Raw genomic sequence first — 26,361 nt, forward strand, 5'->3', positions numbered from 1 at the left:
GCGCACAGCAGGGGTTCAGCGAAGCGAAATACCCAGTAGGGCGTCGACGGCATCGGCGAACTCGCCGGGTGCCTGCGTGTCGGATCCGCCGCCCTCGATGGCGCGGCGGGCCCAACCGTCGAGCGCGTCGAGCGCCTTCGGGGTGTCGAGATCGTCGGCCAGGTGCTGACGCAAACGCGCAACAGTGTCAGTGGCAGACGGCGCAGAACCGAGAGCTGCTGCCTCGCGCCACACCTTCAGGCGCGACTGAGCATCCGCGAGGACCTGATCGGTCCACGCGCGATCCTGGCGGTAGTGGCCGGACAGAAGTCCGAGACGGATTGCCGCTGGGTCCACCCCCTCGCCGCGCAGCTTGGAGACGAAGACCAGGTTTCCGCGACTCTTCGACATCTTCTCGCCGTCGAGACCGATCATGCCGGTGTGCACATAGTGCCGCGCGAATCGGCGATCACCCGTTGCCGATTCGGCATGCGCAGCCGAGAACTCGTGGTGCGGGAAGATCAGATCGCTGCCACCGCCCTGGACGTCGAAGCCGGAGCCGATGCGGTTGAGTGCAATGGCCGCGCATTCGATGTGCCAGCCGGGGCGCCCCGGCCCGAAGGGTGAGGGCCACGAGGGCTCGCCCGGACGCTCCGCACGCCAGACAAGTGCGTCGAGAGGATTGCGCTTTCCGACGCGATCGGGATCTCCGCCGCGTTCGGCAAAGAACCTCTCCATCGTCGCGCGGTCGTAGCCCGACTCGTAGCCGAACTGCTCGGTCGCGTCGGCACGGAAGTAGACGTCGGGGAACTCCGCGTCGTCGACGATGTACGCGGCGCCGGACGCCACGAACTTCTCCACCAACTCCACTACTTCGTTCACCGATTCGACGGCGCCGATGTAGTCCTTCGGCGGAAGCACACGCAGCGCTTCCATGTCCTCGCGGAAGAGAGCCGTCTCACGCATGCCGAGGACGATCCAGTCCTCGCCGTCGCGATTGGCTCGCTCGAACAGCGGGTCGTCCACGTCGGTCACGTTCTGGACGTAGTGGACATCGTGTCCGGCGTCGCGCCAGATGCGGTTCACGAGGTCGAACGTGAGGTACGTGGCCGCGTGGCCGAGGTGGGTGGCGTCGTACGGGGTGATGCCGCAGACGTACATCGTCGCCTTCTCGCCCGGGGTGACGGGGCGAACCTGACGGTCGGCTGTGTCGTACAGCCGCAACGGCGGCCCCTGACCGGGAACGGACGGGAGTGCGGTATCGGACCAAGACTGCATGCTGCCGAGCCTAGTGGAGACTGCTCTGAGGCTGGGAAGGTGCTGGCTGATCCTGCTCCGGTTCGGGCGTCGACGCGAGCTTGCTCGGCCACCAGATCTTCTGACCGATGTCGTAGGTCAAGGCCGGGACCAGCAAGGATCGGACGATCAGAGCGTCGAGCAGGACACCGAACGCCACGATGAACGCGATCTGGGCGAGGAACAACAGAGGGATCACCGCCAACGCCGAGAAGGTTGCTGCCAGAACAACTCCGGCAGATGTGATCACCCCGCCGGTCACCGTGAGTCCCCGCAGAGCACCCGCCCTGGTGCCGATCTTCAGCGCTTCCTCACGCACCCTCGTCATGAGGAAGATGTTGTAGTCGATTCCCAGAGCCACGAGGAACACGAACGCAAAGAGCGGGACCACCGGATCCGCGCCGGGGAAACCGAAGACGTGGTCGAACACCAGCGACGAAATGCCCAGTGTCGCAGCAAACGAGAGCACAACGGTGCCCATGAGAAGCAGCGGTGCGAGAAGCGAACGCAGCAAGAGCGAGAGAATCACGAACACCACGATGATCACCACGGGAATGATGAGTGTCCGGTCCCGTGTCGAGGTGGTCTTCGTGTCGAGGTCGGTCGCAGTGACGCCACCGACCAATGCGTCGGCGCCCTCCACTGAGTGAACTGCATCACGCAGTCGCACGATGGTGTCTTCGGCCTCGAGCGAGTCGGCAGCGTCAGTCAACGTCGCCTGCAGGGAGACTCGCCCGTCGACAACCAGTGGGGCTCCCCCGTTCTGCACGACGCTTACGTCGCTGACACCCTCCACGCGACTGGCTGCCGCAACGGCATCCACTTGGTCTGCATTCGCGATGACCACGGCCGGTGAACCCGAACCCGCGTCGAAGTGCTCGCCGAGAATCTCCTGGCCTGCAACCGAATCGACATCGAGCAAGAAGATGTCGGACGACGAGACACCGCTGGCTTTGAACTGCGGCATCATCATCGCGAAGATCACCAGCACCAGCGTCGACGCCACCCAGAAGCGGCGCGGATGCCTACCGATTCGAGCAGCGAGCCCGGCCCAGAACCGGTGATCGTTCGCCTCGTCGTGGTGTTCGCGGTCGGCATCGAACTTCGGCTTGGTCGGCCAGTACGCCGTCCTCCCGAACAGAACCAGGACAGCAGGTAGGAAGGTCATCGATGCGAGGAAGGACGCGGCGATACCGATGGCGGCCACCGGACCGAGTCCGCGGTTCGAGTTCAGGTCGGAGAGCAACAGGCACAGAACGCCCGCGATGACCGTTCCTGCAGACGCTGCGACAGGTTCGAGCGTCGCGCGCCACGCAGTGCGCATTGCTGCGTACTTGTCCTTCTCGATCCGCAATTCTTCCCGGTAGCGAGAGACCAGCAGTAGCGCGTAGTCGGTGGCGGCACCGAACACGAGGATGAACAGGATGCCCTGGCTCTGACCGTTCAGTGCGATGACGTCCGCGTCCGCGAGCAGATACACGAGCAAGCTCGACAATCCGAGTGCGAAGATCGCCGAGAAGATCACCACGAACGGCAGGATCGGGCTTCGGTAAACGATGATCAGGATCACGATCACGACGGATCCGGCTACCAACAACAGCAATCCGTCGATACCGGCGAATGCTGCCGACAGATCCGCAACCTGCCCAGCGGGGCCCGTGACCTTGACTGTCAGTCCGTCAGGGCTCGACTCCAGCGCCGCGCGCAGCGCTTTCACGCTGTCCTTGACTTCGAGGGTGCTGTCGACCGGCAGGAACATCTGGAGTGCCTGGCCGTCGGCCGACGGGATCGGCGGCGATGAGGCGTCGCCGAATCCTTCGGTACCGACGAACGAATCGACGGTCTGGGAAAGGAAGGTCGAGTCGGCGGGCTCGAGGCCACCCGGTCGTTCCGCCACGATGATGGCCGGCACGAAGCGCGTGTCCGTGAAGCTCTCTTGAAGCTTTGCCACCTCGGTCGCTTCGGCCGACGCGGGCAGGAACGACGTGTTGTCGTTCTGCTGCACCGTGCTGAGCTTTCCGGCGAACGGACCGCCGAATCCTCCGATTGCCAGCCAGCCGATCACGAGGAGAGCTGGCACAATCCATCGAAGGCGACGAACAGGACGATTTTGTACTGGTGTGCTCACTGGGTCTCCAGGGATCGGCAGCAGAGGACTTGCCGACTATTTTGTTCAGCATGCTGAGTAATTGCAAACGGAAGGCAGAAAAATGAGCAGCGACGGCCTGGACGACTGGCCCACCGGCCGGCTGTTGTCCACCGCTGCACGCCTGGTGGAGCACTCGTGGGAGAAGGTCTTGCGGTCTCAGGACATGACGCACGCGGGCCTGATCGTGCTCCACTCGATCGCCGGTGGGGCGGCGTCTCAACGCGACATCGCGAAGAACGCCCGCGTCACCGATCAGACGATGAGCCGCACGATCGACCGTCTCGAACGAGCGGGTTACGTCACTCGTGACACCGATCCGAGGGACGAGCGTCGGCGCGTGATCGCGATAACCGACGCCGGAAGACTGACGTACGAGCGACTACTGACGCTCGAGAAGGAAGATGCGGCGTTGACCGTCGGCGTCGGGGATGTCGCCGCGCTGCGCGAACAACTACTGCGATTGGTTCGCTCACCCGGATTGACGGCAACTCGCGAACAGCAGGAAACGTCTCGCGACTAGAAGGCCGGCCAGGGAATCGTTCGATGGCCGTTCGGCTCAGGCATCACAGCGGACTCGGCGAACTGCATCGCCCGCACCGCCAAGGCCACGATTTCCTCTTCGGTGATCAGTTCGGACAACTCGTCGCCGAGATCCCCGTCGAGAGTTGTCGCGAATTCGGCGACGTCGGCGATCAAAGCACCGGGTACGGGCTGCCCGGCCCACCCCCACAACACGGTCCGCAGCTTGTTCTCCGAGTGAAGACAGATTCCGTGATCAACGCCGTACACCGAGCCGTCGACGCCTTCGAGAGCGTGACCACCTTTGCGGTCGGCGTTGTTGATGAGGACGTCCAGAACGGCCATTCGCTGCAGCCGTGGATCGTCCGCATGGATCAGGGAGACTGGTTCACCCTCCGAGTCGAAGGCCTGCAGGACCTCGAACCACCCCGGCGGAACGTTGCCGGGACTGCACAGGTCCACCATCTCGAGTCCGCCAGATCCATCCGCGCGGCGATCGACGGTGTCGATCCATCGCTGCACCATGCCTGGACCGAAGGGGCCGTCCCGCAACACTGTTCGCGGAATCACTCCCCAACCCAGCGCCTCGGACACGCGGTACGACGCGACCTCACGCCCCGCCAGAGTGCCGTCCGGGAAATCCCACAGTGGGCGTTCACCCCGCACCGGCTTGTAGACCACACGGGTGGACTGCTCCCCCAGAGTCGACTCACATACCAGCGTGGCGTTGCTCGCTGTGGTGATCTGACCGATCAGAGTCAGATCACCCTCGAGCAGAACGTCCGGCACACCAGGTTCGGACACGACGTCAGACCTCGTCGTCGTCTGCGTCGTCGATCGCGAAACCGAAGGACTCGCCGCGTCGGTACCCATTGGTGCGGATGCAGACGTGCCCCTCGGGCGCCAACGGTTCACCACACAGCGGGCACGGCGCGCGTCCCGCCGCGATGACGCGTTCGGACCGCAGCGAAAACTCGCGCGCTTGCTCCGGAGTCAGGAACACACGGACTGCGTCCGGACCGTCGTCGGCGTCGTCGAGGACAACCGATTCGTCGAACTCCGTCTCGCTGACGGCAAGCAGCTCCACGACGACCGCCCCGGCATCGGCGTCCCAACCGAGCCCCATCGTGCCGACCCGGAACTCCGCGTCGAGTGGTGTGACCAGCGGGCTGAGGTCGGAGACGTCGTCGGCTTGTGGCGGAACCTCGGTTCCGAAGCGTCGATGTACCTCTTCGAGGAGTAAGCCCATGCGATCGGCGAGGACCTGAACCTGCTGCTTCTCTAGCAGCACACTCACCACCCGTGATTCGTGCACGGCCTGGAGATAGAAAGACCTGTCACCGGGTTCGCCCACCGTTCCTGCGACAAATCGGTCAGGAGTGCGAAATACGTGAATCGCGCGCGACATTGCACCTCCTCGAGTTCGAGCAGAACATCACTGAATACCCATTATCCGTCACAGCTCACGCACCGACCTCTCCGCCGGGGACGGACTCCTGCGCGGGAGCCGAACCGTTGGTCGCGGCCTTAGCTGCACCGATCGCGGCGAGTACGTCTCCGGTGTCGTTGACGCGAAGAACGAACGGCAGTGTCGCCGTGTAGCGAATCACACTGACCGAGGCGGGCTCGGCGACGATGCGCTGGAACGAATCGAGATGCATCGCAAACGCGTCGGCGAGAACCGATTTGATGACGTCACCGTGCGTGCACGCGATCCAGACGACGTCCTTGCCGTGTTCTTCGGCCAGCCGTGCGTCGTGCTCTCGGATCGCGGCAACGGCTCGCGCCTGTACCTGGGCCAGCCCTTCACCGCCGGGAAACACTGCACCGGAAGCGTGGCGCTGCACCACTTTCCAGAGCGGTTCTTCCAAGAGTTCCTTGAGCGGGCGACCCGTCCAGTCGCCGTAATCGACCTCGATGAGGCGATCCTCGACCACCGGCGTCAGACCACGGTCGACGGCAATGGGGCCGACCGTCTGCTCACACCGCAACAGCGGCGAGCGGACGATCTCCGCGATGTCCAGACCGACCAGCCGATCGACGACGCCTTCGGCCTGTTTCCGGCCGTGGTCGTCGAGTTCCACACCCGGCGTTCGACCGGCCAGGGTATGGGCAGTGTTGGACGTCGACCGCCCGTGCCGCAGTAGGACAACTGTCATTCCACAACCCTAATGGGGCGGTGGCCGCACGGACGGGTGGTCGACGTCGAAACGGGCCCTATGTCGCGGACACGACCCCTGCGGCCAGCAACGCAAGGACGACTACGCCGAGAGCGATTCTGTATCCGACGAACCAGTACATGGAGTGATCGACAACAAATCGAAGCAGCCAGGCGATCGCTGCGTAACCGACCGCGAAGGCGATGACGGTTGCCACCAGCAACTGCGGACCGCTCGCGTTCAGACCCTCACCGGCCGGCTCGAAGGCATCCGGGAGGCTGAACAAACCGGAGGCGAGAACTGCCGGAATCGCCAACAGGAACGAGTAACGGGCTGCGGCCTCACGGGTGAGTCCGAGGAAAAGGCCGGCACTGATCGTGCCACCCGAACGTGAGACACCCGGGATGAGCGCGAGCGCCTGAGCCGAACCCATGATGATGCCGTCACGCGCTGTGAGCGATTCGATCGGGCGCGTCTTGCGTCCGTAGTACTCGGCAGCAGCGATGACGAGCGCGAACACGATCAGCATCGTGGCAATCAGCCACAGATTGCGTGCGCCGGTACGGATCTGGTCTTTGAAGAAGAACCCGAGGATGCCGACCGGGATGGTGCCGATGATGACGTACCAGCCCATCCGGTAATCGAGATCGCCCCGGTGCTCGGCATTGAACACACCTCGGAACCAGGCAGTGATGATCCTCACGATGTCGCGTGCGAAGTAGATCAGGACCGCCAACTCGGTGCCGAGCTGCGTCACCGCGGTGAACGATGCGCCGGCGTCACTGCCGAAGAATATCTCCGACACGATTCGCAAATGTCCGGAAGACGAGATGGGCAGGAACTCGGTCAAGCCCTGCACGAGGCCCAGGATCACGGCCTGGAGCCAGGTCATCGCTTCGCCCATCACTCACCGATCCCGGCTGATTCGAATGGGGTTACTGCACACAGGTTTCGTGTGTCGGGTTCACGTTTCACCGGCGCCACGCTACCGGGGCCCACGGCGCCGCGCCGCGCCCGGCACGTCCGTGTCCGAATACCCCGACTCGAGGCGACCGCCTACTAGTCTGCACGTGGTGAGATCTCTCGGGTGCCGCACTTGCGCACACGAGTCGGGCGCGAGATGCAGGCGGTTATGAAGCACAGATCTGTCGGAACGAGCGGACTTCGGGTCTCGCGACTTGGGCTCGGCACACTGACATGGGGACGCGACACGGACGGCGACGAGGCTGCTGCGCAGCTACTCGCGTTCGCCGAGGCCGGCGGAACCCTGGTCGACACCTCGCCCGCCTACGGCGCCGGTGCGGCGCAACGGATCCTCGCCGAGTTGCTCGACGACGTCGTTCCACGTGACGAACTCATCGTCAGCTCGAGCGCCGGCATCGACCCCACACCGATCGGCACCGACCGCGTCGACTGCTCGCGGCGCGGATTGCTCCGCCAGCTCGACGCGACTCTTCGTGAACTCGGAACCGACTTCCTCGACATGTGGCAGGTCGCAACCTGGGATCCGCTCACGCCCGTCGACGAGGTTGCAGCAACCCTCGACTACGCCGTCTCGAGCGGCAAGGTGCGGTACGTCGGAGTTCGCGGCTACCTCGGCTGGCAGCTCGCGACGGCCGTAGGAGCCGGTGGCGCAACAACACTCGCCGCGACGCAGGCCGAGTACTCGTTGCTCGCACGCGGCGTCGAGGAAGAATTGTTCGCAGCGGCGGCCCATCACGGCGTCGGAGTGTTCGCCGCAGTACCCCTCGCGGGCGGTGTGCTGACCGGCAAGTACCGCGACGGCATTCCCGTCGATTCCCGCGGCGCCGACGAAGCACATTCGCAGGATGTGCAGAGCTATCTGACCGATTCCTCGATCCGGGTGGTCGACGCAGTCGTTACCGCTGCCGACGGTCTGGGTACTTCCCCACTGGCGGTGGCACTGGCCTGGGCGCGCGATCGCGCCGGGGTGGCCAGCGCCGTCGTCGGCACGCGTGATCTCGCCCAGTTGACAGGAGTACTGGCAACCGAAGAATTGGAACTTCCGAAAGCGATTGCCGCGGCTCTCGACGATGTGAGCGCTTGATCTGTCCCGCTGATCGAAATACCGGAGGTATCGCGTTGGCGAGGGCAGGCTAACCTAGTAGGCAACGCTTGACTACAGCCTCAGGAGAATCAATGACCACGCTCGACGTAGACAGCCTTTCCGCAGACGCAGGCCCAGCCTTCTCCGAACGAATCAAGACCGAGACGGACGCAGCACACCGCGAGACGGAGCAGTCGCGATTCGTAGGCGCACTACTCGGCGGTGAGCTGACCACGGCTGGCTACGCCGCACTTCTGGGACAGACGTACCTCGTCTACACGAGCCTCGAAGAGGCCGGCCGCACACACGCCGACAACGAGTTGGTCGCCCCGTTCCTGTCCGAGGATCTGTTGCGCGTGGCTTCACTCGAGGCCGATCTCGAGTTCCTCGGCGGACCGAACTGGCGCGACGAACTCGTGGCACTGCCGGCAACCGAGCGCTACATCGCCCGCCTGAAGGAGGTGGCGTTCGACTGGCCTGCCGGCTTCGTCGCACATCACTACCTTCGGTACATGGGCGATCTCTCGGGCGGACAGATCATCCGCCGGATGCTCGAACGCGCCTACGGATTCGAGACCGACGGACTTCGCTTCTACATCTTCGAAGGCATCCCCAAGCCGAAGCCTTTCAAGGACGACTACCGCTCGAATCTGGATGCACTGCAGATTCCCGCCGAGGAACAGCAGCGTTTCATCGACGAGGTGAATCTGGCGTACCGCCTCAACGGCGACCTGTTCGCCGACCTCGAAGGCGACATCGAGAGCTACCTCGTCAAATGATGAAGCGCTTGGCCGCGGCGGCTCTGGTCGCAGCAGCCGGTTTCGGTCTGGTGGCTTGCGGGTCCAGCGACACTTCGACGACATCTCAGGGTGCCAGGACCGCGGTACTCGAAGATTCCAGCCCGGTTCCCGTGTCCGACAACCCGACCGCGACACTGCCCGTGACGGTGAAGAGCTTCGACGGCGTCGACGTGACCATCACCGACAACAGCCGGATTGTTGCGGCCGACCGCTACGGGACGCTCGCGACGACGACGGTGGCGCTCGGCCTCGGTGACAATCTCGTCGGCCGCGACACCGCCGCCAAGTTCCCCGCGGTCGCGGACGTGCCGGTTGTCACGGTCGGCGGCCAATCGCTCAACACCGAGGCAATTCTCGACCTCAATCCCACCGTTGTTCTCACCGACACCAGTATCGGGCCCAAGAGCGTCCAGGATCAGTTGCGCGCCGCCGGTGTTCCCGTCGTCTTCTTCGATCCGACCCGAACACTCGAGGGTGTGCCAGGACAACTCCAGGCCGTCGCCGACGCGCTCGGCGTCCCTGCCCAGGGCGCGGCGCTGGTCGACCGGACCGAATCGGAAATCGCTGGAGCTCGTGACCTGGTCCCCACCGAGGGCGATCCACTGAAAATCGCATTCCTCTACATGCGCGGATCGGCCATCACCATGATCGGCGGTGAAGGGTCCGGAGCAGATTCCTTGATCGAGGCACTCGGCGCCACCGATGCAGGAACCGCCTCGGGCATCACACAACAGTTCGTGCCCATCACCAGCGAAGCGCTCATCGCCGCAGCGCCTGACGCCCTGCTGATGATGACGGACGGATTGGCATCGATCGGCGGAATCGACGGCCTCGAAAAGGTCCCTGGCATCGCTCAGACGCCGGCTGGAAAGAACAAACGAGTAGTCGACATGGCGGACGGTGTACTGCTCAGCTTCGGGCCGAACACCGGACGCGTCATGGCGGCACTCGCCGAAGCGATCTACGAGCCCGGTGGATCGTGAGCAAAGATTCGTGAGTGCTGATTCGTGAGTACAGAGACAGGTAGTTCCGAAGCAGGTAAGACTGTGTCCGCAGCCGAGGATTCACACGACGTCGGGGGCGCCGACAAGTCGGCGTCTGGCCCCGCGTCGCGGTCGCGGGTGAGTGCGGTTCTGGTCAGCTTGACTCTCGCCCTGGTGATCGTCGCGGTACTGTCGGCGTGCATCGGCCAAGTTCCGACGTCGCCTCTCGAGGTTTTGGGCAGCATCCTGCATCGCATCGGGCTCGACCTCGGTCCGATGCCCGCCCATCCCAGCGGTGAAGTGACTTTGTGGGAGGTTCGTTTCCCCCGCGTCGTGCTCGCCATCTGTGTCGGCGCGGCGCTGGGATGTTCCGGTGCGCTCCTGCAGGGTGTGTTCTCCAATCCGCTCGCAGAACCCGGAGTGATCGGAGTGTCTGCGGGCGCGGCAGTTGGCGCGAGTGCTGTCATCGTCGTCGGGGGAACGTTCGTGGCCGGCTGGGCCGTTGCTGCGGCTGCGTTCGTCGCCGGGCTGGTCACCACCGCGGCGGTCTACCTTCTGGCTCGGCACGAAGGCCGAACCGAAGTAGTGACGTTGGTGCTGACGGGCGTCGCGATCAACGCGTTCGCCGGCGGGCTCATCGCGTTCTTCACCTTCGTCGCCAGCCCGTCCGCTCGCGATCAGATCGTGTTCTGGCAACTCGGCTCACTCAACGGCGCTTCCTGGAACGCAGTCCTGATCGTGGCGCCGATGACCGTCGTCGGGATCGCCGCGACCATGATGATCGCCCCACGTCTCGACCTGCTGGCGCTCGGTGAACACGCGGCCCGTCATCTGGGCGTCAACGTCGAACGGCTTCGCCAGTTCGCGGTACTGATCGTCGCTCTCTTGGTCTCGGCGAGTGTTGCCTTCACGGGAATCATCCTCTTCGTCGGCCTGGTCGTTCCGCACCTGATGCGCATTCTCGTCGGACCTGGCCACCGCGCGCTGATTCCGGCGAGCGCCCTCGCCGGCGCACTGGTTCTGCTTGTCGCAGATCTGGGCTCGCGGTCGCTGATCGACAACGCAGACCTGCCCCTCGGAATGCTGACCGCTCTGGTGGGCGGCCCCTTCTTCTTCTGGCTTCTCCGACGCACGCGCGCGCAACAGGGCGGGTGGGCATGAGCAGCCTCGTAAGAAACTGGCGCGAACTGTTCGGCCGCGTCACCCCCGAACCGAAGAGCCCAGCCGTCGGTGATGTCACCCTCGAGGCGCGCGACATCACAGTCGAACGCGGTGGTCGGCAGATTCTGGAAGGCGTGTCCATCGAAGTCCGGGCAGGCGAGCTAGTCGTTCTCGTCGGACCGAACGGCGCCGGTAAGTCGACTCTTCTTGCGGCGTTGGCCGGTGATCAGCCCGTCATCGCTGGGCGGGTGGACGTTGACGGCACCGACCTCACTCAGTGGTCGCCGATCGACATGGCGCGCCGACGCGCGGTGCTCCCCCAGAAACACACCATCGGATTTTCGTTCAGCGCTCGCCAGGTGGTTCGTATGGGACGTGCGCCATGGACCGGAACTCGCCGAGAAGACCGCGACGGCGCTGCTATCACCGCGGCGATGAAGACCTGCGATGTCGAGGGGTTCGCCAATCGGCCGTTCGCCGTGCTGTCCGGCGGCGAGCAAGCGCGGGTCGCGCTGGCCCGGGTACTGGCACAGGAAACGTCGACCATCCTGCTGGACGAGCCGACTGCAGCTCTCGACCTCGGACACCAGGAAGCGGTGATGTCCGTGGCGCGCGCTCGCGCTGCGGACGGCGATGCCGTCGTCGTCGTTTTGCACGACCTCGCGTTGGCAGCGGCGTACGCGGATCGGATCGTCGTGCTCGAAAACGGCCGCATCGCCGCTGACGGTCCCCCGGAATCGGTGTTGCACGAAGAGCTTCTGACCCGCGTCTACGGTTATCCGGTCGAGGTGTTCCCGCATCCGACAACCGGAGCAACCCTGGTCATCCCGCGCCGAGAATTCACCGAACAGAATCGATGATCGATCCCAGCCTGTTCAGGACGGCTCTCACCGTCGGCAGGCTGCGGCCGTCTCCCTCGCGAACTCCGTCACCGGGACCGGGCTGTGACCAATCAGCCTCCGTGGACAGAACTGCGTCGCGGACCACACCGGCGATGCTTCGCTCGTCGGTCAGATCGATGTCGGTCACCGATCGCTCCGCGGTGGCGACAACGTCTGCAGGGGTCGGCACACTGTGCTCGCAGTATTCGCCGTATACCTCGACGAACAGCATGCTCTTTCGTACGCGGAACGCGAAAGTTCGACCGTCGGACCTGCCGAAACCGTGTGCATGGGCGCCGACGGTGAGGTCCTCGATCTCGAAGCCCGGCCGCGCCGGTTCGGGCGACTGCGCGCCGGAATCGGTGGGTTCTGTGGGAATCACAATGATCTCCTCGGTGATTGCAGCGTCAACCGCAATCGCTGTTCGTACGGTATCGCGTCAAGGGTGTGAGCGGAATGGTCGGTAGTTCCTCGACGCGATGAACGGCGCCCGACTGCGATCAGGGATGATCGATGACAGTCGCACTGCGTGAAGAACAGATGACAAGAAAAAGAGGAACTACACATGGCTCGCCTAGGGATCCGCACCACTGCAGCAGCAATGGGGGCGGCGGTTCTGCTGGTCACAGGATGTTCTTCCGGAGATGGCGGAGACGACCTCATCACGATCGATCCCGCAACGGCAGCGGTCTCACCGGCCACCACCAGCACCCCGGACGGCGTGGTTCACCCGTATTCAGGTCTGATCGATTCCATCACATTCGACCCGATCACGCGCAGCGCTGTTCTGGTTGCCAACGACCCACGATCGGTGCTGGTCGTTCCTTCGGACAGTTTGGCCGGCGCCGACCCCGCCTCTGCAGGTCGTCCGACAGCCCTGGATTCCGACGTACGCGACGTTTCGATCGGCTCTGACGGTAGCGCTCTTCTGTCGATGGATCGCCAGGTCGTGAAGCTGAATCTGACTTCGGGCGAACGGACGTCCATCCCGGTAGACGGGCAGGCGAATTCAGCGGTCGAACTCAACGACGGCCGCATCGCGATCGGCACGGACAATGGTTCAGTTCACATCGTCGACCCGAAGACCGATCAGTCACAGACGGTTTCGGGATTCGCATCCGTCGACGAACTCGCGGTCACCGGCGACAACCTGAGCGCCCTCGATCACCGTCAGACCTCGCTGACGGCGATCAATCTCGAAGACGGCAAACTCGGCGTCGCTCTTCGCGCCGGTGAGGGCGCAACTCATCTGGCCACCGATCGCTTCGGACGCATCCTTGTCACCGACACCACCGGGAACGAACTGCTCGTCTTCACTGCCGATCCGCTCCTGTTGCACCAGCGCTACCCCGTCGGCGAGTCGCCATACGCCGTCGCCTACGACGAGGCCGCGGATCGGGTGTGGGTGACACTGACCGCGACCAATGAAGTGGTCGGCTTCGATCTGTCGTCCGGCATCCCCGTGGAGACCGGACGGTTCAAGACGGTGCGACAGCCGAATTCGTTGGCCGTAGACTCTTCCAACGGCAATCTGATCGTCGGATCGGCAACCGGTGACGGGCTGCAGGTCATCCCGTCACGGGAGAACTGATGGAAAAGCGTACGCGCGGGATCCCCGCGCAGTGGGAGACGTCGGACGACAAGTTCGACTATGTGCCCCTTCGACTACCGCCGAATGTTTCGCGGGTCACGGCGTCGATGCGTCTGGCGATCTCCGCCGAGTTCGGCGGATGGGAACTCTCCCGAGTCCGTCTCTACCCCGACGGCAGTCGTCGCGTGCTCCTCAAGCGAAAGAAGACGCCGCTGCACGTGACCGATCCGGACGGCATTCAGCACTGATCGTCCAACAGACGACCAGGGCCCGCCGCTGTCGAAACCGCTGACAAAATCACACCATCGAAGAGCTGGAGAATCGTGTACCAACTGCTGCTGAGCCTGATGTTCCGGGTCCCACCGGAACGCATCCACCACATTGCCTTCACCGCGATGAAACTGGTGACACGGTTCGCTCCCCTTCGCTGGCTGGTCGCAAAAGTCCTTGTCGTCGACGACCCGGTTCTGCGGAGTCAGGCATTCGGTCTGACGTTCCCGGCACCTCTCGGCCTCGCCGCAGGATTCGACAAGGACGCCACCGGCGTCGACGCCTGGGGCCCGTTGGGATTCGGTTTCGCCGAGGTCGGAACAGTGACGGCCCAGGCTCAGCCCGGTAACCCCGCGCCGCGTCTCTTCCGTCTTCCGGCCGACCGCGCTTTGATCAACCGGATGGGCTTCAACAACCACGGCGCTGGTCACGCGGCGAATTTCCTGCGACAGCGCCGCGTCACGGTCCCGATCGGTGCCAACATCGGCAAGACCAAGATCGTCGAAGCCGCCGACGCCGCTGCCGACTACACCGCCAGCGCGCAGCTTCTGGGTCCGCTGGCCGACTTCATGGTCGTGAATGTCAGCTCGCCGAACACGCCCGGACTCCGTGATCTGCAGGCCGTCGAATCACTGCGCCCGATCCTGCAGGCCGTGCTCGACACCGTCAGCGTGCCGGTACTGGTGAAGATCGCGCCCGACCTCTCGGACGAGGACGTCGACGCGGTCGCCGATCTGGCAATCGAACTCGGGCTTGCCGGAATCGTCGCGACCAACACCACGATCCGTCGCGACGGTTTGAAGACCCCGGACGCCGAGGTAGCTGCACTCGGCGCAGGCGGGCTGTCCGGTGCACCGGTCGCCGAGCGCTCACTCGAAGTACTTCGGCGCCTGTACGTCCGAGTGGGCGACAAGATGACCATCATCTCGGTCGGCGGTATCGAGACGGCCGATCAGGCGTGGGAACGGATCCTCGCCGGCGCGACACTGGTGCAGGGATACACCGGCTTCATCTACGGCGGACCGTTCTGGGCTCGCAGCATCCACAAGGGGATAGCCAAGCGGGTCCGCGCAGCGGGTTTCTCGTCGATCGCCCAGGCTGTGGGAGCTGAGAACCCTCGCTAGAGAGTGCTGTGCGCCTTTATTAACCGCCCGCGGTTAATAAAGGCGCACAGCAAAGTGACTATTCGACCTCGAACGTCCCGGTCAAGGTTGCACGCGCAATCGCGTGATGGAACACGTTGAAACCGAGGAACGCCGGCGACGAGTCAGGGGTGACTCCGTCGAGTGTCTCCACGTCGAGGGCATGCACCGCGACGATGTAGCGATGCGGACCGTGCCCGGGAGGCGGGCCTGCACCGATGAAACCGAACCCACCACCATCGTGGCGGAGGGTGACGGTTCCGGCGGGCAGGACATCGCTGTCCGCCGCGCCGGCACCGGCGGGGAGCTCGGTGACGGAAGCGGGGATGTTCGCCACGGCCCAGTGCCAGAACCCCGACGCAGTCGGTGCGTCCGGATCGAACACCGTCACGACGAAGCTCTTCGTCTCGGCCGGAAAGCCGGACCACGAGAGCTGCGGTGAGATGTCTTCGCCACCGGGGACACCGAAGGCTCCACTGGCCTGAGCAAGCTTCAGCGGCTGGCCCGCAGTGATGTCGTCACTGGTCAGCTCGAAACTCGGCAACTTCGGCAATGGTTCGTACGGATCGTGCGCCATGCGAATCCTTTCTGTGACAAGAGAGCTCGATGTGCGTCGAGCTCACGGATCTATCTACGTGCTCGTCAGGAATTGAGCAGGAAATGTTCCAGAACACGTGTCCCGAACAGTAGTGCGTCCACCGGAACTCGCTCGTCGACGCCGTGGAACAGCGCGCTGAAATCCAGCTCGGGCGGCAACTGCAACGGCGCGAAGCCGAAGCAGCGAATGCCCAGTTTCGCGAATGCCTTCGCGTCGGTTCCGCCGGAGAGCATGTACGGAACTGTGCGAGCCTCCGGATCGTGGGCGAGGATCGCCTCGTTCATGGCGTCTACGAGATGGCCGTCGAACGTTGTTTCGTACGAATCCAGCTTGGTGATCCACTCGCGGGTCACGTCGGGACCGATCAGTTGGTCCACCGTTCGCTCGAATTCGGCCTGACGTCCCGGCAGCACGCGGCAGTCGAAGACCGCCTCGGCCGTCTGCGGAATGACGTTCGCCTTGTATCCGGCCTTGAGCATCGTCGGGTTCGCGGTGTCACGGAACGTCGCGCCGATGATGTTGGCGATCGTGCCCAGCTTCGCGAGGGTTCCGTCGATGTCGGGTGATCCCGGATCGAAGTCCAATCCGGTCTCCTCGCCGACGGCGGTCAGGAACTCCGCGACCGAATCCGAGATCACGATCGGGAACTGGTGGGCAGCAAGCCTCGAGACCGCGCCGGCGAGTGTCGCGACCGCGTTGTCGTCGTGGAGGAAGGAGCCGTGTCCGGCGCGTCCCTTGGCAGTCAGACGCATCCAACCGAGGCCCTTTTCCGCAGTCTCCACGAGGTAGAGACGGCGGTCGGTTCCGTCAGGCCGCGGAACCGTCAGCGAGAAACCGCCGACCTCACCCACGGCCTCGGTCACTCCCTCGAACAGATCCGGGCGGTGCTCGACCAGCCACTGGCATCCGTACTTTCCGCCCGCTTCCTCGTCCGCCACGAAAGCGAACACCAGATCACGCGGCGGTACGACGCCTTCCGCCTTGAACTGTCTGGCGAGGGCCAGGATCATCCCGACCATGTCCTTCATGTCCACGGCGCCGCGCCCCCAGACGTAACCGTCCTGGACGGTGCCGGCAAAGGGATGGACGCTCCAGTCGGCGGGCTCGGCCGGAACTACGTCGAGGTGACCGTGAAGCATCAACGCACCACGACCCGACTCGGCTCCCTTCAAGCGAGCAAAGACATTTCCTCGGCCGGGTGCTCCGGACTCGACGTATTCCGTCTCGTAACCGACTTCTTGAAGCTGCGCGGCAACCCACTCCGCGCACGCACGCTCGCCTTTGGTGGTTTCGAGTTCTCCCGTGTTCGAGGTGTCGAAGCGGATGAGGGAACTGACCAGTTCGACTACTTCTGCTTCGGCTCTGCTCGGATTCGGATTATTCGGGGTTGTGGTCATTCCACTTTCCTACCATCGAATCAAACGACGCGGGCGACCTGAATGCCCCGCAACCTGGCGATTTGGGGCAGCTCACCTAATCGGATACTCTTTCCCAGCACCGAGAAATCGGGGCCGAGTCCGAGTGGCGGAATGGCAGACGCGCTAGCTTGAGGTGCTAGTGTCCTATTAACGGACGTGGGGGTTCAAGTCCCCCCTCGGACACTCGAATACAGCAGAAAGACCCCAACCTGATCAGGTTGGGGTCTTTTTGCTGTGCGCCTTTATTAACCCCCGGCGGTTAATAAGGGCGCACAGCAGTGGGGCGATTTGGGACCTGGGGATGGCATCGGATACTCTTTCCCAGCACCGAGAAATCGGGGCCGAGTCCGAGTGGCGGAATGGCAGACGCGCTAGCTTGAGGTGCTAGTGTCCTATTAACGGACGTGGGGGTTCAAGTCCCCCCTCGGACACTCTGTGTTGAGACAGACAGGAAAAGCTCCGGTTCATCGAACCGGAGCTTTTCTCGTAATTGGCGAAGTTCCCGCACCAGGGAACAGTCCGCGCGAGCGGCGATCGAGATGGAACAGAAGTTCGAAGTGGATACAGACACCAAGAAGTCGGATGCACTGCAGGCAGATTCGCTGGAAACAGCCGATTCAGAATCTGCTCGAGCCGAACTCACCGGACTCGACCCCGCAGAACTCGAAATCTGCCTGAAGGTCCTTTCCGAAGCCGCCGAACTCGACGACGAGCATCCCGATTCGATCACCATGCAGCGCGCTGTCGGCCATCTGTTCAAGCGACTCAAGAAGAAGCGTCGCCTCGCCTCGCGCGCAGCCGTCAACGAAGCCGACCGCCAAGTGGTCGCTGCGACTGCCACCGGTTCACCCGATCGCATCGACGACGAGACCGCAGGCATTCCGATCAAGTCGAACACCGCGGGCGCTTCCGCCGGCACGCTCATCAAGGCGCGGCCGTGCTACATCTGCAAGCAGCGCTACACCGCAGTCGACGCCTTCTACCACCAACTGTGCCCCGATTGCGCTGCCACCAGCCGCAGCAAACGTGATGCCAGCACTGATCTCACCGGCCGACGCGCACTTCTGACCGGCGGCCGCGCGAAGATCGGCATGTACATCGCGTTGCGCCTGCTGCGTGACGGCGCACATCTGACCATCACGACGCGATTCCCCAACGACGCGATCCGCAGATTCAAAGCGATGGAAGACAGCAACGACTGGATTCACCGTCTGCGCATCGTCGGCATCGACCTCCGCGACCCCGCCCAGGTTGTTGCACTCGCGGATTCCGTTGCCGCACAGGGTCCACTCGACATCCTCATCAACAACGCCGCGCAAACCGTCCGACGCTCCCCCGGTGCCTACGGCGCTCTGGTCGACGCCGAGTCCAGTGCGCTTCCCGCCGGTGAACTCCCTGATGTCCTGACTTTCGGCAAGACGAGCGACGCCCACCCCGCGGCTCTGGCCGGATCGCTGTCGGACGTCGCAAGCATCACCTCCGGAAATCTGTCCGCCGACGCGGTCAGTTCACTCGCCCTCGTCGCCAAGTCGGCGTCACCCGATCGCATCGAGCAGGGCATCGCCATCGACGCGGGCGGGCTGCTGCCCGACCTCGCGCACACCAACAGCTGGGTTCAGACCGTCGAAGAGGTCGATCCAATCGAGCTTCTCGAAGTCCAGCTCTGCAACTCGGTCGCGCCCTTCATTCTCGTTTCGCGCTTGCGCCCGTCGATGGCCGCGGCCGCTGCACGACGCAAGTACGTCGTGAACGTTTCCGCCATGGAAGGCCAGTTCAGCCGCGCGTACAAGGGCCCTGGCCACCCGCACACCAACATGGCCAAGGCAGCACTGAACATGCTGACCCGCACCAGCTCCAAGGAAATGCTCGACGACGGCATCCTCATGACCGCCGTCGACACCGGCTGGATCACCGACGAACGCCCACACTTCACCAAGATGCGGTTGGCCGACGAAGGTTTTCACGCACCACTCGACCTCGTCGACGGTGCCGCCCGCGTCTACGACCCCATCGTTCAGGGTGAACTGGGCGTCGACCTGCACGGCTGCTTCCTCAAGGACTACAAACCCTCGCCGTGGTGATGGGCGGCACCGCCGCGGTGGTGATGGGCGGCACCGCCGCGGTGGTGACAGGCAGCACCTAGCCGCCCCGATGTGGCGATCTCGTCACCCCCAAACCCCCGTGTCGAGTAGCTCATTTCAGGTAGAGCACAGCATTGCAGGCGATAATGGAGTGCGTACCTGCTCACCGACTCGGAGGAACCATGACGATCGCCGTCGTACACAAGGACAGCCCGGAAGGCCGCGCCGCAATCGTGGCCGCCGCACGGGAATCCGTGGGTCGAAGCGAGGAACTGCTGGTTCTGCACGTCCTGGACGACGTCAACATCGGAGGCACGGTCAACCTCGGAGACACCGAGGACGATCGGGCCGCTCTTCGCGGCGAGATCCAGTCAGCGCTCGACGCCGGTGGATTCTCGGAGACGAAGTGGGATCTGCGCACCACCGAGCACGACGGCGATCCGGTTACCGCGCTCGTCGACCTGGTCCACGACGCGGGTGCCGATCTCCTGATCGTCGGAACACGCCGGATGTCCCCCATCGGCAAGTTCCTCCTCGAACGCCCGCTGCAGCGTCTCCTACTCGAAGTGGAGGCTCCGATCCTCGTCGTCAAGGAACCCCTCCCCGCCGAGTGACCTCGGTCACATCACTTTCGGGTGCTCGTTTGTAGGCTGGCTCCATGACTGGAACCTCGCCCGCCCGAGAACTCGACATCATCGTCTACGGAGCGAGCGGCTTCGTCGGTAAGCTACTCGCCGACTACCTCGTCAAACATGCTCCCGAAGGCACGAAGATCGGCCTCGGTGGCCGCTCCCTCGAAAAGTTGGCAGCCACTCGCGCCGATCTGGGTACTGCCGCTGCCGATCTCCCCTTGATCATCGCCGACGCCGACGACGCAACCGCACTGAAGGCACTCGCCCAGCGAACCCGGGTCGTCGCCACCACGGTCGGCCCGTATGCCAAGTACGGCCACGCCCTTGTTCACGAATGCGCCTCCGCCGGAACTCATTACGTCGACCTGACCGGTGAGGTGCTGTTCCACCGCGAGAGCATCGACGACAACCATGAGCTGGCGGTCTCGACCGGTGCCAAGATCGTCCATTCCTGCGGATTCGATTCCATCCCTTCCGATCTCGGAGTTCACGTCCTGCACGAGAAGGTCGCCGCCGACGGCGCCGGCGAGCTCACCGACACCACCCTGGTGGTCACGGCCCTGCGCGGCGGCGTGAGCGGTGGCACCATCGATTCGCTTCGCAACCAAATCGACGTGTCGAAAGACGATGCGCGCCTGCGGAAACTTGCTGCCTCGCCGTACTCGCTGAGCCCCGATCGTGATCGGGAGCCCGAACTCGGACGCCAGAGCGACGTGAGCGTAATCGACGGCAAGAAGATCGATCCGTCGTTGAAGGGGTGGAAAGCGCCGTTCGTGATGGCGTCGTACAACACACGAGTCGTCCGTCGCAGCAATGCGCTCCGAGAGTGGGCGTACGGCAAGAAGTTCAAGTACAGCGAGGTGATGAGCGTCGGCTCATCGGTGGTGTCACCGGTGATTGCGGGCGGCGTGGCGGTCGGCCTCGGCGCGCTGGTCGCCGGACTCGCTCTACCTCCGACACGTTTCCTTCTCGACAAGGTCTTGCCGGCTCCCGGTGAAGGTCCGAGCGAGAGCACCCAGAAGAAGGGCCACTTCACGCTCGACGTGTTCACCACGACCACGACCGGCGCCCGATACACATCACGAGTGAAGGCGAAGGGCGACCCGGGATACAGCGCGACGGCGGTAATGCTCGGCGAATCTGCGTTGTCGTTGGCGAAGGACCAAAAGGCTCTTCCCCCGGCCACCGGCGTTTTGACTCCAGCGACAGCGCTCGGCGACGTCCTGGTCGAGCGTCTACGCGCGGCTGGTTTCGAGATTTCCGCGCGCAAACTATAGACAGAACGAATTTCACTTGATCGTTTCAGCTCTTCGCGCCCGATTATCGCAGCTCAGGGCGCGGACAGCGGTGGGAATACTCCCAGGTAACATTGATGTTGGTTCATGGCATCCATATGTGATGCTCCGCTTTCGGAAAAGTGAGGCTATTCATGACTGAGCGCGTTCAGGTCGGCAGTCTTCAGGTTGCCAAGGTTCTCTACGACTTCGTGGTCGAGGAGGCTCTTCCCGGCACCGGTGTAGACGCCGAAACGTTCTGGGCCGGCGCCGACAAGGTCATCACCGAGCTCGCACCGAAGAACCGCGACTTGCTTGCCAAGCGTGACGATCTGCAGGCTCAGATCGATCAGTGGCATCGCGATCACGCCGGCGCTCCCATCGGCGCCGCTGCATACAAGGCGTTCCTGCAGGAAATCGGCTACCTCCTGCCGACGCCTGCCGAATTCTCGGTCACCACCGCGAACGTCGACACCGAGATCACCTCGACGGCCGGCCCGCAGTTGGTCGTGCCGATCCTCAACGCGCGCTTCGCACTCAACGCGTCCAACGCCCGCTGGGGTTCGTTGTACGACGCGCTGTACGGCACCAACGCCATCTCCGAGGAGAACGGCGCCGAGAAGGGTTCCGGCTACAACAAGGTCCGCGGCGACAAAGTCATCGCCTGGGCGCGTGAATTCCTCGATGCGGCAGCACCTCTCGCGTCGGGATCGCATGCAGATTCAACCAAGTACGTTGTCGACGGCAGTGAACTGAAGATCACGTTGGCAGACGGTACTGTCACCACGCTCGCCCAGCCGGAGAAGTTCGTCGGCTACCTCGGCGAGAAGGACGCACCGACGAGCATCCTGCTGCTCAACAACGGATTGCACGCCGAGATCCAGATCGACGCCTCGTCCCCGATCGGCAGCACCGACGCCGCCGGCGTCAAGGACGTCGTTCTCGAATCCGCCGTCACCACGATCATGGACTTCGAGGACTCGGTCGCCGCTGTCGACGCCGACGACAAGGTTGTCGGCTACCGAAACTGGTTGGGTCTCAACCGCGGTGACCTGTCCGAGGAGATCAAGAAGGGCGCCAAGTCCTTCACCCGCACGCTCAACGGCGACCGTAAGTACACCGCAGTCGACGGCAGCGAACTCAGCCTGCACGGTCGTTCGCTCCTGTTCGTCCGCAACGTCGGTCACCTCATGACCAACCCCGCGATCCTCGACGCCGACGGCAACGAGGTCCCCGAGGGCATCCTCGACGCCTTGATCACCAGTGCCTGTGCAGTGCACGGCCTCTCGATCAGTGACGCCAACGGACCGCTCGACAACAGCCGCACCGGCTCGATCTACATCGTCAAGCCCAAGCAGCACGGTCCCGAGGAAGTTGCCTTCACCACCGAACTGTTCGGCCGTGTCGAGCAGGTCCTCGGGCTTCCGGAGAACACGCTCAAGGTCGGCATCATGGACGAGGAGCGTCGTACGACGGTCAACCTCGCCGCCTGCATCAAGGAAGCCGTCGACCGCGTGGTGTTCATCAACACCGGCTTCCTCGACCGCACCGGCGACGAGATCCACACCTCCATGGAAGCCGGCGCGATGGTGCGCAAGGCCGAGATGAAGAAGCAGAAGTGGATCGGCGCCTACGAGGACTGGAACGTCGACACCGGTCTGGCCTGCGGTCTGCAGGGCAAGGCCCAGATCGGCAAGGGCATGTGGGCCATGACCGAGTTGATGGCAGACATGCTCGAGCAGAAGATCGGTCACCCCAAGGCCGGCGCCAACACTGCATGGGTACCTTCGCCGACCGGCGCAACGCTGCACGCGACGCACTACCACCGCGTCGACGTATTCGCAGTTCAGGACAGCCTGAAGGGCAAGCCTCGCGCGAGCGTCGACGACATCCTGACCATCCCGCTCGCTCCCAGCACCGACTGGACGGACGCGGAGAAGAAGGAAGAGCTCGACAACAACTGCCAGTCCATCCTCGGCTACGTGGTCCGTTGGATCGACGCGGGTGTCGGCTGCTCCAAGGTTCCCGACATCCACGATGTCGCGCTCATGGAGGACCGCGCCACCCTGCGCATCTCGAGCCAGCTGCTCGCCAACTGGCTGCGTCACGGCATCGTCAGCGAGAGCGACGTTGTCAGTGCACTCGAGCGCATGGCCCCGGTTGTCGACCGTCAGAACGAGGGCGACGCCGAGTACCGCAACATGGCACCTGATTTCGATTCCAACATCGCGTTCCAGGCTGCCAAGGAACTCATCCTCGAAGGCGCGAAGCAGCCCAGCGGATACACGGAGCCGATCCTGCATCGCCGCCGCCGCGAGTACAAGGCTGCCAACGCCTGATTTCACCTTCTTCGAACTCGAAGCTGAACCCGAACAGCCTCGGCACCGCTCCCGGTGTCGAGGCTGTTCGCGTAGGCCCCGAAGATTCGTCACTAGACTGGCCGAGGACACAGTCCGTTCAACAGACATTCTTCGAGTGACCAAGGTAGGGCAAGGTACGTGGGCGAACATCGCGGCGGGTCAGGCGCCAGAGGTATCAGTAAGGGGCCGATTCTCGTCGTCGTGCTGATCGTCTTGATCGTGGCAGGCTTCTTCGGATGGAAGGCCCTCAGCAACCGGATCGACGATCAGGGACAGCAGGCAGCCGGTACGTGCGTCGAGGGCAACAAGACACTCGACGTCACCGCGGATCCGTCCATAGCCCCACAGGTCGAGGAACTGGCGAAGCGGTACACCCAGACCTCGCCGGTGGTGCGTGATCACTGCATCGCCGTCGTGGTGCACGGTGCGCCGTCCGCGTCGGTCTCGACGGCACTCGAAGCCGGTCCGGCGGCCCCCTGGGACGACGCAGCATTGGGACCGCGTCCCTCCCTGTGGATCCCGACGAGTTCGTTCGAACTCGCGCCACTGTCGGGCAAGGCCGTGATCAACGGTGATCCTCGCTCGCTCTCGAGTTCCCCGATCGTTCTGGCAGCCGGTCCCGAGACCGCGGCAGCATTGGCCGGCGCAGCATCGAGTTGGAAGTCTTTGCCTTCCGATCTGACGGTCGCCCTGCCGGTCGGAAGTACCGAAACCTCGATGGCTGCACAGGCGATCGCTGCCGACGTCGCCGATGCGGGTGCCGGTCCGGTCACGACGGATCAGGCGAAGTCCGCTCAGGTCAACGCTGCGCTCAGTGCACGGGCGTTGCAGTTCCAATCCTTGCCGACTCCCCCCTCGTCCACCGCCGAAGCCCTCGGAGCACTGAGCGCCGGAACACCGGATTCGGTGAAAGCCGTTCCGGCCACGGAACAGTCGATAGCGCAGAGCGCGAACGCGGCGATGACGACGTACTCCCCCGCCGGCGCAACGCCAGTCGCGGACTATCCGGCGGTCATCGTCTCGGGCAGCGGGATCGACGAAACCGCGTCGCGCGCAGCGGCACAGTTTGCCGATTTCATGCGTGAGCCGAATCAGTCACAGTTGTTCGTCGGCGCCGGTTTCCGGGTCGAGGGCCAAGACCTTCCCGATCTCGGGGCGGTGTCCCCGGCCAAGATCTCGTCCACGTTGAAACCGGCTTCGGCGGAGACCGCCGCGGCGCTCGGTGACATAGTCGCCAACCCGGTCTCGCCGCGTAGTGCCACCATCCTGATGGACACGTCGGCGTCGATGGGTACCGACGACGGTGGCACTACCCGCTTGGCGAACGTTGCCTCGGCGGTGAATACCCAATTGGGTCGCAGCCCTGACGCTTCGGACATCGGCCTTCGCGAGTTCAGCACGGGCACCGACGGAAAACCGTCCGAGCGCATCCTGGTTCCGGGCGGTTCACTGTCCGAGCCGAATCGGCGTGCCACGATCACCGATTTCCTCAACGGGCTTCGGGCCGGCGGAAAGACCTCCAAATACCCGGCGCTTGCCAGCTCCTACAAAGCCGCCGTGGACGGTTTCGACGCGGGGCGAGTCAACTCGGTGCTGCTGATCACCTCGAGTACGCCTGACGAATCCACCACGACGCGAGCCGAACTGCTCAGCGCGATCGCCGCTGCGGGCAATCCGTCGCGTCCGGTACAGGTCGACGTGATCGTCGTCGGTGCGGGCGACGACGTCTCCACACTCCAAGACGTCTCGGATCGGACGGGCGGAACATTGGTTCGGGTCGATTCGACGTCCGACCCCGCTCTCGCGGCCGCAGTGACCAAGATGCTGTCCTGATGGGGCGCGTCGCGGTTCTTGCAGTCCTTCTCGCCCTTCTGACCTGGTTCCTGCATCGCCGACTCGTTCGCGCCACCGGCATCCCGAGGCGATGGGCTCGTCTCGCCGACACTGCGCTTGTCGTCTTGGCGGTCTCGACGCTCATCGGGGTCGGCAGCGGCGAAGTCTTTCCGACATCGTGGGCGCGACCGATCGGATTTGTCGGATGGGTCTGGCTGGCTTCGTGGCTGTATCTGATTCCCGGACTGCTCGTGATCGGCCTGTTCGCCGGGATCGGTCGACTACGTGCACGCCACACGGATACCACGACCGAAGTCGACCCAGCCAAGCGTCGTACGTTGCAGTTGGCTACGGCAGCAGTCACTCTCGCGGCGATCGGCACCGCCGGCTACGGCGTCTACGAGGCGTCGGGCCCCAAGATTTCCCGCGTCCGCGTGCCGCTCGCTCGCCTACCTGAGGGCTTCAACGGATACCGGATCGCCTTGATCACCGACCTGCACGTGGGACCGGCCCGCGGGGTCGACTTCACCCGCAAGGTGGTCGATATCGTGAACTCGCAGAATGTCGATCTGATCGCGGTCGGCGGCGACCTCGTGGACGGAACCGTCGCGAAAGTTGCTCCCGATCTTGCTCCGCTCGCCGATCTTCGGGCGCCCGACGGAATCTTCGGAGTCAGCGGAAACCACGAGTTCTACGCCGACGACGGCGGCAAATGGCTCGACGTGTGGGAGACATTGGGGATCACCACACTTCGCAACAGCCGCACCTCGATCCAGCATGGCGGCGATACCATCGACATCGTGGGCATCCACGACTACACGTCGCCGGCCCCGTACGAGCCGAACCTGACTGCCGCGCTCGCAGGTCGCGATCCGAATACTTTCGCCTTGCTTCTCGCGCACGAACCGCGTCAAGCGATCGAGGCATCCGAGATGGGTATCGATCTGCAACTGTCCGGGCACACTCACGGCGGTCAGATGTGGCCGCTGCGGTATCTCGTTCCGCTGCAGCAGCCTTCGGTGCAAGGCTTGGACAGGGTCGGAAACACAGTGCTGTACACGACGCGTGGCGCCGGGGCTTGGGGTCCGCCGGTACGCGTCGGCGCCCCGCCGGAGATCACTGTTCTCGAACTCGTACACGAGAGGTGATGATCTCCGGCGGGCACAC

General features: G+C 63.9%; 24 protein-coding genes and 2 tRNA genes. 17 read left to right on the forward strand and 9 right to left on the reverse strand.

Annotated features, from left to right (window positions below):
• Positions 1–15: 15 nt before the first annotated feature.
• Complete coding sequence (gene mshC / locus A0W34_RS15365) at positions 16–1,257, reverse strand: cysteine--1-D-myo-inosityl 2-amino-2-deoxy-alpha-D-glucopyranoside ligase (RefSeq protein WP_064688179.1); 1,242 nt, start codon at positions 1,255–1,257, stop codon at positions 16–18.
• Positions 1,258–1,267: 10 nt separating this feature from the next.
• Positions 1,268–3,358 (reverse strand): MMPL family transporter, encoded by a 2,091-nt coding sequence (locus A0W34_RS15370; protein ID WP_370852732.1) that lies wholly within the window; start codon positions 3,356–3,358, stop codon positions 1,268–1,270.
• A 127-nt stretch (positions 3,359–3,485) separates the two neighbouring features.
• Here A0W34_RS15370 and A0W34_RS15375 point away from each other — a divergent pair, with 127 nt between their 5' ends.
• Positions 3,486–3,944 (forward strand): MarR family winged helix-turn-helix transcriptional regulator, encoded by a 459-nt coding sequence (locus A0W34_RS15375; protein WP_042450996.1) that lies wholly within the window; start codon positions 3,486–3,488, stop codon positions 3,942–3,944.
• On the opposite strand, the gene A0W34_RS15380 is transcribed toward A0W34_RS15375, so the two are convergent.
• Genes A0W34_RS15380 through A0W34_RS15395 form a run of 4 tightly spaced genes read right to left on the reverse strand, consistent with a single transcriptional unit; the run spans position 3,941 to position 7,006 of the window.
• On the reverse strand, positions 3,941–4,747 hold the full coding sequence (locus A0W34_RS15380) for an SCO1664 family protein (RefSeq protein ID WP_003946172.1): 807 nt from the start codon (positions 4,745–4,747) through the stop codon (positions 3,941–3,943). The genes A0W34_RS15375 and A0W34_RS15380 overlap by 4 nt on opposite strands.
• 4 nt (positions 4,748–4,751) lie before the next feature.
• Positions 4,752–5,351 carry a DUF3090 domain-containing protein gene (locus tag A0W34_RS15385; RefSeq protein WP_003946200.1) on the reverse strand — a complete coding sequence of 200 codons (600 nt, stop codon included), beginning with the start codon at positions 5,349–5,351 and terminating at the stop codon, positions 4,752–4,754.
• 55 nt (positions 5,352–5,406) lie between these two features.
• Positions 5,407–6,102, reverse strand: coding sequence for a histidine phosphatase family protein (locus A0W34_RS15390; RefSeq protein WP_003946173.1), 696 nt, complete (start codon positions 6,100–6,102; stop codon positions 5,407–5,409).
• 58 nt (positions 6,103–6,160) lie between these two features.
• On the reverse strand, positions 6,161–7,006 hold the full coding sequence (locus A0W34_RS15395) for an undecaprenyl-diphosphate phosphatase (RefSeq protein WP_081557901.1): 846 nt from the start codon (positions 7,004–7,006) through the stop codon (positions 6,161–6,163).
• 228 nt (positions 7,007–7,234) lie between these two features.
• On the opposite strand from A0W34_RS15395, the gene A0W34_RS15400 reads away from it, so the two are divergent.
• From A0W34_RS15400 to A0W34_RS15420, 5 genes are all read left to right on the forward strand, one after another.
• Positions 7,235–8,170 carry an aldo/keto reductase gene (locus A0W34_RS15400; RefSeq protein ID WP_063316377.1) on the forward strand — a complete coding sequence of 312 codons (936 nt, stop codon included), beginning with the start codon at positions 7,235–7,237 and terminating at the stop codon, positions 8,168–8,170.
• Positions 8,171–8,262: 92 nt separating this feature from the next.
• Positions 8,263–8,949: a biliverdin-producing heme oxygenase gene (locus A0W34_RS15405; protein ID WP_003946162.1), complete on the forward strand. Its 687-nt coding sequence runs from the start codon at positions 8,263–8,265 to the stop codon at positions 8,947–8,949.
• The gene (locus A0W34_RS15410) at positions 8,946–9,953 is read left to right on the forward strand and encodes a heme/hemin ABC transporter substrate-binding protein (RefSeq protein ID WP_042450998.1); all 1,008 of its coding nucleotides are present in this window, start codon (positions 8,946–8,948) and stop codon (positions 9,951–9,953) included. Before A0W34_RS15405 ends, A0W34_RS15410 begins: the two co-directional genes overlap by 4 nt.
• A 63-nt stretch (positions 9,954–10,016) precedes the next feature.
• A complete protein-coding gene (locus tag A0W34_RS15415) occupies positions 10,017–11,114 on the forward strand; it encodes a FecCD family ABC transporter permease (protein WP_030537529.1) in 1,098 nt (365 codons plus the stop codon).
• Positions 11,111–11,974 carry a heme ABC transporter ATP-binding protein gene (locus tag A0W34_RS15420; RefSeq protein WP_007733386.1) on the forward strand — a complete coding sequence of 288 codons (864 nt, stop codon included), beginning with the start codon at positions 11,111–11,113 and terminating at the stop codon, positions 11,972–11,974. The genes A0W34_RS15415 and A0W34_RS15420 overlap by 4 nt, the downstream gene beginning before the upstream one ends.
• Here A0W34_RS15420 and A0W34_RS15425 read toward each other — a convergent pair.
• Entirely contained in the window at positions 11,955–12,377 is a 423-nt protein-coding gene (locus A0W34_RS15425; RefSeq protein WP_007733387.1) for a hypothetical protein, read from the reverse strand. The two genes, A0W34_RS15420 and A0W34_RS15425, sit on opposite strands and share 20 nt — an antisense overlap.
• Before the next feature lie 183 nt (positions 12,378–12,560).
• Between A0W34_RS15425 and A0W34_RS15430 the strand changes: the two genes are divergently transcribed.
• The 3 genes from A0W34_RS15430 (at position 12,561) to A0W34_RS15440 (ending at position 14,980) form a co-directional block, all read left to right on the forward strand.
• The gene (locus A0W34_RS15430; protein WP_081557902.1) at positions 12,561–13,586 is read left to right on the forward strand and encodes a YncE family protein; all 1,026 of its coding nucleotides are present in this window, start codon (positions 12,561–12,563) and stop codon (positions 13,584–13,586) included.
• Positions 13,586–13,834, forward strand: a complete 249-nt coding sequence (locus A0W34_RS15435; protein WP_003946171.1) for a DUF5703 family protein — start codon at positions 13,586–13,588, stop codon at positions 13,832–13,834. Before A0W34_RS15430 ends, A0W34_RS15435 begins: the two co-directional genes overlap by 1 nt.
• Positions 13,835–13,909: 75 nt before the next feature.
• On the forward strand, positions 13,910–14,980 hold the full coding sequence (locus A0W34_RS15440) for a quinone-dependent dihydroorotate dehydrogenase (protein WP_054187384.1): 1,071 nt from the start codon (positions 13,910–13,912) through the stop codon (positions 14,978–14,980).
• A gap of 58 nt (positions 14,981–15,038) precedes the next feature.
• Here A0W34_RS15440 and A0W34_RS15445 read toward each other — a convergent pair whose 3' ends face one another.
• Together A0W34_RS15445 and A0W34_RS15450 are read right to left on the reverse strand one after the other, a co-directional pair.
• The gene (locus A0W34_RS15445) at positions 15,039–15,575 is read right to left on the reverse strand and encodes a YbhB/YbcL family Raf kinase inhibitor-like protein (protein ID WP_007733394.1); all 537 of its coding nucleotides are present in this window, start codon (positions 15,573–15,575) and stop codon (positions 15,039–15,041) included.
• A gap of 65 nt (positions 15,576–15,640) precedes the next feature.
• Entirely contained in the window at positions 15,641–16,993 is a 1,353-nt protein-coding gene (locus A0W34_RS15450; RefSeq protein ID WP_003946170.1) for a M20/M25/M40 family metallo-hydrolase, read from the reverse strand.
• A gap of 118 nt (positions 16,994–17,111) precedes the next feature.
• Between A0W34_RS15450 and A0W34_RS15455 the strand changes: the two genes are divergently transcribed.
• From A0W34_RS15455 to A0W34_RS15490, 8 genes are all read left to right on the forward strand, one after another.
• A tRNA-Leu gene (locus tag A0W34_RS15455) sits at positions 17,112–17,197 on the forward strand.
• Positions 17,198–17,359: 162 nt separating this feature from the next.
• Positions 17,360–17,445 (forward strand) — tRNA-Leu (locus tag A0W34_RS15460).
• A gap of 108 nt (positions 17,446–17,553) precedes the next feature.
• Positions 17,554–19,095: an SDR family NAD(P)-dependent oxidoreductase gene (locus A0W34_RS15465; RefSeq protein WP_231917352.1), complete on the forward strand. Its 1,542-nt coding sequence runs from the start codon at positions 17,554–17,556 to the stop codon at positions 19,093–19,095.
• Positions 19,096–19,277: 182 nt separating this feature from the next.
• The gene (locus tag A0W34_RS15470) at positions 19,278–19,709 is read left to right on the forward strand and encodes a universal stress protein (protein WP_081557903.1); all 432 of its coding nucleotides are present in this window, start codon (positions 19,278–19,280) and stop codon (positions 19,707–19,709) included.
• A 44-nt stretch (positions 19,710–19,753) separates the two neighbouring features.
• Positions 19,754–21,004: a saccharopine dehydrogenase family protein gene (locus A0W34_RS15475; protein ID WP_042451005.1), complete on the forward strand. Its 1,251-nt coding sequence runs from the start codon at positions 19,754–19,756 to the stop codon at positions 21,002–21,004.
• 152 nt (positions 21,005–21,156) lie between these two features.
• On the forward strand, positions 21,157–23,340 hold the full coding sequence (locus tag A0W34_RS15480; RefSeq protein WP_081557904.1) for a malate synthase G: 2,184 nt from the start codon (positions 21,157–21,159) through the stop codon (positions 23,338–23,340).
• A gap of 159 nt (positions 23,341–23,499) precedes the next feature.
• Entirely contained in the window at positions 23,500–25,194 is a 1,695-nt protein-coding gene (locus tag A0W34_RS15485) for a VWA domain-containing protein (protein ID WP_081557905.1), read from the forward strand.
• Positions 25,194–26,342 (forward strand): metallophosphoesterase, encoded by a 1,149-nt coding sequence (locus A0W34_RS15490; RefSeq protein WP_081557906.1) that lies wholly within the window; start codon positions 25,194–25,196, stop codon positions 26,340–26,342. Before A0W34_RS15485 ends, A0W34_RS15490 begins: the two co-directional genes overlap by 1 nt.
• Positions 26,343–26,361 lie beyond the last annotated feature (19 nt).

Origin of the sequence: Rhodococcus sp. BH4, assembly GCF_002079265.1 — a bacterium.
In the GTDB taxonomy this organism is placed as follows: Bacteria; Actinomycetota; Actinomycetes; order Mycobacteriales; family Mycobacteriaceae; genus Rhodococcus_F; species Rhodococcus_F qingshengii.